This window comes from Streptomyces sp. NPDC030820 (genome assembly GCF_055572075.1).
Genome location: NZ_JBVIEB010000035.1, coordinates 1 through 7,757, shown reverse-complemented (window position 1 = coordinate 7,757; position 7,757 = coordinate 1). Strand labels below are relative to the sequence as shown.

Genomic DNA, 7,757 nt, shown 5'->3' with positions numbered 1-7,757 from the left:
CCCCCCCCCCCCCCCCCCCCCCCCCCCCCCCCCCCCCCCCCCCCCCCCCCCCCCCCCCCCCCCCCCCCCCCCCCCCCCCCCCCCCCCACCACCCCGCTGTCAGTACCCGCTGTCAGTACCCGCTGTCAGTGCCCGCTGATCGCGAGTTCGTAGTCTCCGACCAGGTCACCGAGCAGGGTTCCGGCGGTCAGGTCGCTGGTGACGTGACCGGCCATGTAGAGGCGGGAGTAGAGGACCTCGGCCTGCATCCACGCGTAGTCCCCGGTCCGGTGCGGGGAGAGGGCGCCGAGGAAGGTGACGGCCGCCGCGGAACGGGCCGCGTGCCGGGAGGGGTAGGAGTACGGGCCCTTGGCGCCGGGCTTGATGTGCTTGTCCGGGCGCAGGCTCGGGTCCAGCACGAACGGGGCCGGCTGCCTGTCCTTGGCCGCCACCTGGTCGCTGATCGTCTTGGCCAGCTTCAGGGCCGCCTTGAGCTCCGCCTTCTCCGCCGTGCCCTTCGCGGCGGGGACGAGTTCGGTCTGGTCGTGGAGGTACACCTTCCAGATGTCCTTCTTGCCGTTCAGCTCCAGCCAGCCGGCCGCCTTCTTCCCGGCGGCCGTACGGGTCCTGGCGAGGGCCTGGACCTGGTGGAGTTCGGCGGTGCGCTGCTTCGCCGTGGGCGGGGCGGGGACCTGCTGAGCGGCCCAGGCGGCGAACGCCTGGTCGTCGCGGGTGGCGCCGTGTGCCTTCTTCCACTGGGCGAAGAGGGCGTCGGCCTTCGCCTTCTGCTCGGCGGCCAGCTTGCCGATCGGCGCGATCTCGGCGTCGGTGAAGAGGGCCGGGGGCGGGTTCTGCTTGATGCGGTCGGTCGCCGAGAGCTTCAGCCCGGGGAATCCGGCGGCGGCCAGCTGCGGTCGCAGCAGACCGAAGGAGGCGGCGGCCACGGCGATCAGCGCGATGACGGCGTACGGCCATTTGATGCCACGCAGGGCGTTCATGCGGCGGGGGTCCTTTCGAGGAGCGGGGTGGGGCTCGCCTCGGTGGTGAAGTGGGCGCGGGCGAGCCGGCGTACGTCGTTGTCGGGCAGGCCGGGGGTGAGCAGGGACCGGCCGACGACGTACTTGCTCAGGGAGACGGGCCGGGCACCCACGCGCAGCAGGAGCCGGTCGGCGGGGGCGGGCCGGGTGCCGCCCTTGGTCTCCACGAGGACGTGCCCCGGGTCGAGGGCGGCGGTGCGGTCACCGTGGTGGCAGGTGAGTCCGCCGTCGAGGGTGACACGCGTGCCGTGGTCCAGATCGGCGAGGGCCGCGCGGACATAGCGGATCTCGGCGGCCGGGGACAGGGCCGCGGTGGTGACGGGGATGTCCGCCGCGCCCAGCACCCCGTCGACGAACCCGGCGGCGGAGCCGTCCAGCCGCCCGTAGGCGTGAGCGGGGATCCTCAGGGCGTGCTTGACGGTGGCCCCACGGCCGTCCTTCGTCTTCACCTCCACCCGGCACAGTCCGTCCTCCGCGTACAGGCGGGTGCGGACCTTCCAGCGCCGGCGGCGGCCCTGGACGTGGGCCCGCCAGGCGCCGAGCTGCTCGGTGTCGAAGTAAGTGCTGAGGTAGCCGGTCGTACGACGGCCGGCCAGGTCGAGGACATGGTGGCTGTCGGCGAGCCGGGCGACGAGGTCGCGGGCGCGGTCGAGCGGGACCAGGTACTTGCGGTCGGTGCGGTGCTGCAGCGCGGCCGCCGCGTCGACCTCGGCGAGCGTGGCGCCGCGCAGGGCGGTGAGGCCGAGGTCCGCCGCGAAGGAGGAGCTCATGCGACGGTCACCGGCTCGCGCGGCTCGGCGTCCTGGGCACCGGCCGCCTCGCCCGGTACGACGGGGTAGTGGGCGGAGACCCGGGTGGTCTCGCGGACGTAGTCGACCTCGTCGACCTCGACCGACAGCGGAGCCCGGCCGAAGCGGAACGCGACGTCCTGGGAGATCAGGGCGGGGTCGTCGTAGATCCGGTCCAGGGTCAGCTTCACCGTGCGGGTCGTCGGCTGGTAGGCGCGGGGGTCGTCCACCAGCAGGACCGCCAGCAGCACCACCGCGTCCAGCGTGATCACCAGCCAGCTGTCGCGCTGCGGAAGTCCGGTGCACAGGGCGATGACCAGGGCCACGAAGGTGTAGGCGACGTCGCGCAGGGTGAAGGCGGCGCTGCGCAGCCGGACCAGGGAGAGGATGCCGAACAGTCCGAAGCCGACCCCGGCGGGGAACTTGCCCGCGCTGATCGTGCTCATCGCCGCGAACAGCCCGATGTTCAGCGCGGCCAGGACCAGCGGCATCGCCGGTGCGCTGGGGCGGCGCCGGTAGAGCCAGCCGACCAGGACCAGCAGGGCGACCACGTCGAGGCCGCCACGCGTGACGAGATCGAGGGGGGCGATGTGGTGGGTGATGCCCTTGGCGGCGAGCACCAGTGCGTGCATGACTGTCCCTTCCGTCCCGGCACGTCGGACGGCGGACCGGTCGCGGTCCGCGGAGCACCGCGACGTGAAGGAAGGTAGGGATGTCACATGAACGGACCATGAAGGCTTCCGGGCGCCCGGAGCCGGGAGCGCCGGCGGTTAGCCTGACCGCCATGCACTACCTGGTCGTCGACGACGAGACCCGCCTCACCGACCTCGTCGTCCGCTACCTCACCGAGTCCGGACACACCGCCGAGGGCCGTTACGACGGCCCCTCGGGGCTGGCCGCCGCCCGTGACCCCCGCCTGGACGGGGTCCTGCTGGATGTGATGCTGCCCGGGATGGACGGGGTCGAGGTGTGCCGGACGCTGCGCGGCGAGGGCGTCGACGTGCCCGTGATCCTGCTGACGGCGCGCGGCGCGATCAGCGAACGGGTCGCCGGTCTAGACGCCGGCGCCGACGACTACGTGGTCAAGCCGTTCGCCCTGGAGGAGCTGCTGGCGCGGCTGCGGGCGATATCCCGGCGCCGCCCCGACGGCTCGGGCCGTCTGTCGGGCCGTCTGAAGGTCGGCGACCTCGTCCTCGACCCAGAGCAGCAGCGGGCCTGGCGGGCGGACACCGAACTCGACCTGTCCCGGCGGGAGTTCGACGTGCTGCGGGTGCTGATGGAGAACGCCGGACGCCTGGTGACCCGGCTGCAGCTGCTCGACGAGGTCTGGGACGGCGAGACCGACCTGCGCAGCAACGCCATCGACGTGCACGTCTCCAAGGTGCGCGCGAAGGTCGACCGGGCCTTCGACCGTACGACGATCACGACCCTGCGCGGGCGCGGCTACCGCCTGGAGACCGCCCCGTGACCCTGCCCGGCGGGCTGCGCGCGGAGGGCGAGCGGCTGCCCTCCCGGTTGCGCGCGTGGTTCGGCCGGCTGCCCGTCGTCACCCGGCTCGTGCTGGCCGTCGCCGTCACCATGTCCCTGGTGCTGACCGGTACGGCCGGGCTGGTCTACTGGCGGGTGCAGACCGCCCTCGACCGTCAGCTCCACGACGACCTGGCCACCTACCGGCACAGCCTCGACCGGGCCGTGCGCGCCGGCACCGCGCTGCCTCCGGGCCCCAGCGGCAGCCTCTGCCAGGTCCTCGACACCCACGGCCGGGTCCTCGCTTCCACTGCCGCCGTGGGCCCTCGGGCGCTGCTCACCCCTGCCGAACTCGACGCCGCCGTGCGCGGGCACGCGGTACGCCGCGACATCGGCTCCCTGCTGCCGATCACCCCGGACACCCTGCGCCTGCAGGCCGAGCGGGTCCGGGCGGGCGGAGCGGTACGGGTCGTCGTCGCCGCCGTCCGCCGCGGGCATCGCGACGAGGCCCTGCGGGAACTCCTCGCCCAGCTCGCGCTCGCCTCCGGACTGACCCTGATCGCCGCCTCGTACGTCGGCTACCGCACCGCCCGCGCCGCACTGCGGCCCGTCGAGCGCTACCGCACCGCTGCCGCCGCCCTCGCCGACGGCGGACCGAACCTGCGCCTGGACGTGCCCGCCGACCGCGACGACGAGATCACCCGGCTCGGGCACACCCTCAACCGCATGCTCGACCGCCTGGAGGCGTCCGCCGTCCGCGAGCGCCGTTTCGTCGCGGACGCCAGCCATGAGCTGCGCACCCCGCTGTCCCTGCTGCGGGCCGAGGTCGACGTGGCGCTGCACCGCCCCCGCACCGCCGAGGAACTCAACCAGACCCTGCGCTCCGTGGACGCTGAGGTCCAGCGCCTGATCGACCTCTCCAACGCCCTGCTCGACCTGGAGGAACTCGGCAGCACCGGCCACATCACGCGGGCACCGGTACGACTCGCCGACCTGGTCGGCACCGCCGTGGCCCCGCATCTGCGCACCGCCGAACGGGCCGGGCGCGGTGTTTCCGCCGACGCGGCGGACACCGTCGTCGACGTCGACGCGCGCTGGCTGGTGCCCGCCATCGGCAACCTCGTCGCCAACGCGCTGCGGCACGGTGACGGGGCCGTCCGTGTTACGGCCGTCGTCCACGAGGGTCGGCTGCGGCTGTCCGTCACGGATGAGGGGCCGGGCTTCCCACCTGAGTTCCTGCCCCGCGCCTTCGACCGTTTCGCCCGGGCGGAGGCCAGCCGGACGAGCGAGGGATCGGGGCTGGGGCTCGCGTTTGTGCGGGCGGTGGCCGTGGCTCATGGGGGTGCGGTGCGGGCGGAGAACTCGGGGGGTGGGGCGGTGGTCACCGTTGATGTGCCTTGCTGAGCGGGTGCCTGTGCGCTCCACCGGGGTGCCGCGTCACGCCGTTCAGGGCGCGACCGGTGCCGGACGCCGGAAGGTGAACGCCAACGCCGCCCCCGCCCCGATGAGAATCCCCAGCGCGGCAAACCCATAGGTGAGCGTGGCCACAGAGGCAACCGCCGCCACCAGCAACGGGCCGCCCGCGTCGCCGAGTTCGCGTCCGAGTTCCGCCGCGCCCATGGTCTGCCCCAGCCGTTCCCGCGGCGTCGACGAGGCCAGCGCCGCGAAACCGAGGGGCGTGATCAGACCCGTGCCGATGCCGATGAGGGCGGCGGCCGGGAGGAGGCCGGTGAGGCCGGGCAGCATGGCGCAGGCCAGACCGGCGGCGGTGACGGCGAGGCCCGCGGCGAGACCTGTACGGGTGGTCAGGCGTCCCTCGTCCAGGGCCCGCCCCGCACGCGGCTGGACCACGGCCGCGCAGGCGGCGAGCAGCGACACGGCGGCCCCGGTGGCCACCGTGCCCAGCCCTACGGCACGGCCGGAGACCGGCAGGAAGCCCACCCCCGCCGAGAGGGCCGCGGTTGCAGCGGCGAGCGCGGCGGTCGGGGCCAGGAAGGCCGGGTCGGCGAGCCGCCGGGCGAGGTCCAGCACCGTCTGCCGGGCCTTCGGCAACGGCGGTACGACAGGCACGGCGAGCGCGGCCCAGACGGCGACCGCCGCGCCGAGCACCGCCAGGACGGCGAACAGCAGCCACAGGCCGCCGGCCCAGACCAGGACACCGCCGAGCAGCGGGCCGAGCGTGTAGCCGATGGACTTGTAGAAGCCGTAACTGCCGAAGGCGCGGCCGTGCCCCACGGCCGGGTTGAGCCGGGCCACCAGCGCGGACGCGGACGGCGAGAACGCCGAGGCCGCGGCACCCTGGCCGAGCCGGGCCGCCCACAGCCAGCCGGGGCTGTCCGCGATCACGTACAGCGCGGACGCCGCCGCGAAGGCCACGAGGCCGCCGAGCAGCACCGGGCGGGCGCCCACCCGGTCGGCGAGGGTGCCGAACACCGGCTTGAGGATCACCTCCGCGCCGTCGTACAGGGCGAGCAGCCCGCCCAGCACCAGCAGCGAGGTCACCGCGCCCTTCGCGTGACCGCCGAGGTTCGCGGCGATGCCGTGCGCCCCGAAGGCCGTGGTGAACCCGGCCGCGTACAGCGGCCACATCTGCCGGGCCGAGGCCGCCGAAGCCGGCGCGGCCTCCGCCCCGGTTCGGCGCTGGTTCACCATGCTGGCGAACGTAGCAGGCCGGGCTACCGGCCCACATCCCGGCTGCGGACGTCCTCCAGGAGCTCAAGGCGTCATCCCTCGAAGCGGTAGCCCATGCCGGGCTCGGTGATCAGATGGCGGGGCCGGGAGGGATCCGACTCCAGTTTCCGGCGGAGTTGGGCCATGTAGACCCGCAGATAGTTGGTCTTGTTGCTCTGCGCGACGCCCCAGACCTCCTGGAGCAGCTGTTGCTGGGTGATCAGCCGGCCGGGGTTCGTCACCAGGATCTCCAGCAGGTGCCACTCGGTCGGGGTGAGCCGTACGTCCCTGCCGTCCCGTACGGCCTTCTTGGCGAGCAGGTCCAGGGTGAAGTGCTCCGTCTCGACCCGTGTCGTCTCAGGGATCAGCGGGGCGTCCTCGGTCCGGCGGACGGCGGCCCGCAACCGGGCGAGCAGCTCGTCCATGCTGAACGGCTTGGTGATGTAGTCGTCGGCGCCTGCGTCGAGCGCGGCCACCTTCTCGTCGGACGCCTGCCGGGCGGACAGCACCAGGATCGGCACCCGGCTCCAGCCCCGTATGCCCTTGATGACGTCGACGCCGTCCATGTCGGGCAGACCGAGGTCCAGCAGCACCACGTCGGGCTGACGCGCGGCGGCGAGCCGGAGGGCCGTGGCCCCGTCGGGAGCGGCGTCCACGCCGTAGCGACGTGCCTGCAAGTTGATGACGAGGGCCCGAACGAGCTGCGGGTCGTCCTCCACCACGAGCACCCGGGTCATGGGGGTGTGCCTCTCCTGTCACCTGTCATGCCTGCGGGAGTCGCGTAAGGCGGTCACTTCTTCGCCACGAGGTCCTTGAGGGCGATGTTGAGTTCGAGGACGTTCACCCGTGGCTCGCCGATGTAGCCCAGGGTGCGGCCCTGGGTGTGGTCCTTCACCAGCTTCTCCACCGCGGCGACGGGCAGGCCGTTCTTCGCGGCGACCCGGTGCACCTGGAGTTCGGCGTACTCCGGGGAGATGGCCGGGTCCAGCCCGGAGCCGGAGGAGGTGACGGCGTCGGCGGGGACGTCGGACTGCTTCACGGTGTAACCGGGGACGGAGTTGTCCTTGACCACCTCGGCCTTGGCGTCCTCGACCTGCTTGAGGAGCACCTTGCTGTCGGCGGACAGGTTCGTGGCGCCGGACAGGATCAGCCTGTACTGCGTGTTGACGCTGTTCGTGCCGAGGCCGTTCGCCGGGCGGGGCTGGAAGTACCTGAGGCTGTAGCCCTCTTGCCCGATCAGCGACGAGCCGACCACCTTGCCGTCCGCCTTGATCTCGGAGCCGTTCGCCTCGTTGTTGAACAGTGCCTGCGCGATGCCGGTGACGACCAGCGGGTAGATGACGCCGGTCACCAGGGTCAGCACGAGGAGGGCCCGCAGGCCCGCCCCGAGCAACCGGGCGGTGTTCGTTACGGAGTTGTTCATGGTGATCAGCACGCCTTTGAAGAGTCACAGCCCGGGGACGAGGGAGATGAGCATGTCGATGATCTTGATGCCGATGAAGGGCGCGACCAGTCCGCCGATGCCGTAGATCCCGAGGTTGCGCCGCAGCATCCTGTCGGCGCTCATCGGCCGGTACCGCACGCCCTTCAGGGACAGCGGCACCAGGGCGATGATGATCAGCGCGTTGAAGACGACGGCCGACAGAATCGCGGAGTTGGGCGAGGACAGGTGCATGATGTTGAGCTTGTCCAGGCCCGGGTAGACCGCCGCGAACAGGGCGGGGATGATCGCGAAGTACTTCGCGACGTCGTTGGCGATGGAGAAGGTGGTCAGCGCACCGCGCGTGATCAGCAGCTGCTTGCCGATCTCCACGAT

Annotated in this window: 8 protein-coding genes and 1 pseudogene; 2 read left to right on the top strand and 7 right to left on the bottom strand. The window is 72.7% G+C overall.

The annotated features are described in order from the left end of the window. Nucleotides 1-125: 125 nt before the first annotated feature. From ACZ418_RS42775 to ACZ418_RS42765, 3 genes are read right to left on the bottom strand one after another with little or no spacing between them, the layout of a single operon-like run. Nucleotides 126-977: a phosphatase PAP2 family protein gene (locus tag ACZ418_RS42775; protein WP_468374268.1), complete on the bottom strand. Its 852-nt coding sequence runs from the start codon at nucleotides 975-977 to the stop codon at nucleotides 126-128. Beyond that, complete coding sequence (locus ACZ418_RS42770; protein WP_468374265.1) at nucleotides 974-1,786, bottom strand: polyphosphate polymerase domain-containing protein; 813 nt, start codon at nucleotides 1,784-1,786, stop codon at nucleotides 974-976. The genes ACZ418_RS42775 and ACZ418_RS42770 overlap by 4 nt, the downstream gene beginning before the upstream one ends. Then, nucleotides 1,783-2,436 carry a DUF4956 domain-containing protein gene (locus ACZ418_RS42765; RefSeq protein WP_468374262.1) on the bottom strand — a complete coding sequence of 218 codons (654 nt, stop codon included), beginning with the start codon at nucleotides 2,434-2,436 and terminating at the stop codon, nucleotides 1,783-1,785. Before ACZ418_RS42765 ends, ACZ418_RS42770 begins: the two co-directional genes overlap by 4 nt. Before the next feature lie 152 nt (nucleotides 2,437-2,588). Here ACZ418_RS42765 and ACZ418_RS42760 point away from each other — a divergent pair, with 152 nt between their 5' ends. Continuing rightward, nucleotides 2,589-3,272, top strand: a complete 684-nt coding sequence (locus ACZ418_RS42760; RefSeq protein ID WP_468374260.1) for a response regulator transcription factor — start codon at nucleotides 2,589-2,591, stop codon at nucleotides 3,270-3,272. Continuing rightward, the gene (locus tag ACZ418_RS42755; protein ID WP_468374257.1) at nucleotides 3,269-4,675 is read left to right on the top strand and encodes a sensor histidine kinase; all 1,407 of its coding nucleotides are present in this window, start codon (nucleotides 3,269-3,271) and stop codon (nucleotides 4,673-4,675) included. Before ACZ418_RS42760 ends, ACZ418_RS42755 begins: the two co-directional genes overlap by 4 nt. A 42-nt stretch (nucleotides 4,676-4,717) precedes the next feature. Here ACZ418_RS42755 and ACZ418_RS42750 read toward each other — a convergent pair whose 3' ends face one another. From ACZ418_RS42750 to ACZ418_RS42735, 4 genes and pseudogenes are all read right to left on the bottom strand, one after another. Continuing rightward, nucleotides 4,718-5,860, bottom strand: a complete 1,143-nt coding sequence (locus ACZ418_RS42750) for an MFS transporter (protein WP_468374270.1) — start codon at nucleotides 5,858-5,860, stop codon at nucleotides 4,718-4,720. A gap of 134 nt (nucleotides 5,861-5,994) precedes the next feature. Beyond that, complete coding sequence (locus ACZ418_RS42745) at nucleotides 5,995-6,678, bottom strand: response regulator (protein ID WP_468374254.1); 684 nt, start codon at nucleotides 6,676-6,678, stop codon at nucleotides 5,995-5,997. Nucleotides 6,679-6,731: 53 nt separating this feature from the next. Next, nucleotides 6,732-7,364 (bottom strand): potassium-transporting ATPase subunit C, encoded by a 633-nt coding sequence (locus tag ACZ418_RS42740; RefSeq protein ID WP_468374252.1) that lies wholly within the window; start codon nucleotides 7,362-7,364, stop codon nucleotides 6,732-6,734. 24 nt (nucleotides 7,365-7,388) lie between these two features. Beyond that, nucleotides 7,389-7,757: pseudogene (locus ACZ418_RS42735) on the bottom strand (potassium-transporting ATPase subunit B); the annotation flags it as partial.

Bases quoted from the DNA above. Each gene is read 5' to 3' on its own strand.
- ACZ418_RS42765 (WP_468374262.1), bottom strand. From the start codon at position 2,436: ATGCACGCACTGGTGCTCGCCGCCAAGGGCATCACCCACCACATCGCC.
- ACZ418_RS42770 (WP_468374265.1), bottom strand. From the start codon at position 1,786: ATGAGCTCCTCCTTCGCGGCGGACCTCGGCCTCACCGCCCTGCGCGGC.
- ACZ418_RS42760 (WP_468374260.1), top strand. From the start codon at position 2,589: ATGCACTACCTGGTCGTCGACGACGAGACCCGCCTCACCGACCTCGTC.
- ACZ418_RS42775 (WP_468374268.1), bottom strand. From the start codon at position 977: ATGAACGCCCTGCGTGGCATCAAATGGCCGTACGCCGTCATCGCGCTG.
- ACZ418_RS42745 (WP_468374254.1), bottom strand. From the start codon at position 6,678: ATGACCCGGGTGCTCGTGGTGGAGGACGACCCGCAGCTCGTTCGGGCC.
- ACZ418_RS42750 (WP_468374270.1), bottom strand. From the start codon at position 5,860: ATGTGGCCGCTGTACGCGGCCGGGTTCACCACGGCCTTCGGGGCGCAC.
- ACZ418_RS42740 (WP_468374252.1), bottom strand. From the start codon at position 7,364: ATGAACAACTCCGTAACGAACACCGCCCGGTTGCTCGGGGCGGGCCTG.